The organism is Bacillus sp. LR--39 (assembly GCF_053613335.1).
This window is the reverse complement of the sequence record NZ_JBSIOT010001222.1, coordinates 1-598: the sequence shown is the minus strand read 5'-3', so window position 1 is coordinate 598 and position 598 is coordinate 1. Positions and strand designations below refer to the sequence as shown.

1 protein-coding gene and 1 pseudogene are annotated in these 598 nt (G+C 42.6%); both read right to left on the bottom strand.

From position 1 onward, the window contains the following. A pseudogene (gene sirB, locus ACWHAR_RS29555) lies at positions 1–224 on the bottom strand (sirohydrochlorin chelatase); the annotation flags it as partial. Between the two features lie 2 nt (positions 225–226). Further along, the coding region (locus ACWHAR_RS29550) for an SAM-dependent methyltransferase (protein ID WP_452088752.1) at positions 227–598 on the bottom strand (372 nt) is incomplete at its 5' end.

Sequence of the window (598 nt, the reverse complement as noted above, 5' to 3'; positions counted from 1 at the left end):
GCAGCTGTTAAAAGAAGCAGAGGCACCACTGCGATATGAGTGGCGCCTTGCTTCACACATGCATCAAATCCTGTCTCAATTGTCGGCTCCTGAAGCTCTAAAAAGCTGATTTCTTGTACTGGCACAGAGATGTGGGCCTTGCATCCTTCCAAAAAGGCTGCGGCTTCTTGCTGCGCTTTTTTGACCCGGCTGCCGTGGCCGACATATAAAATTGCTTGTTTCATTTTTACAACGCCTCGCTTAAATCTTGTTTTTTCAGTTCAGATTCAAACCATTCCAGCTTATAGTGATAATTTACAACATTTCCAATGACAATTAAACTCGGATTTGTAATGTTTTCTTTTATCACCGTTTCTGAAAGGGTGTCAACTGTACAAAAAACAGATTTTTGCTTGTCCGTTGTTCCCCAATGAATAAAGGCTGCCGGCGTAGAACCGTCCCTGCCGTTTTCAAGGAGTTTTCTTTCAATCTGCTGCACGTTTTTGATACCCATATAGATGACAAGTGTATCAATTCCTGTAGCCAGCGCTTTCCACTTTTCCTCAAAATCTTCTTCTTTTTTATAATGACCCGTTACAAAAGCGACGTTAGAGCCCGC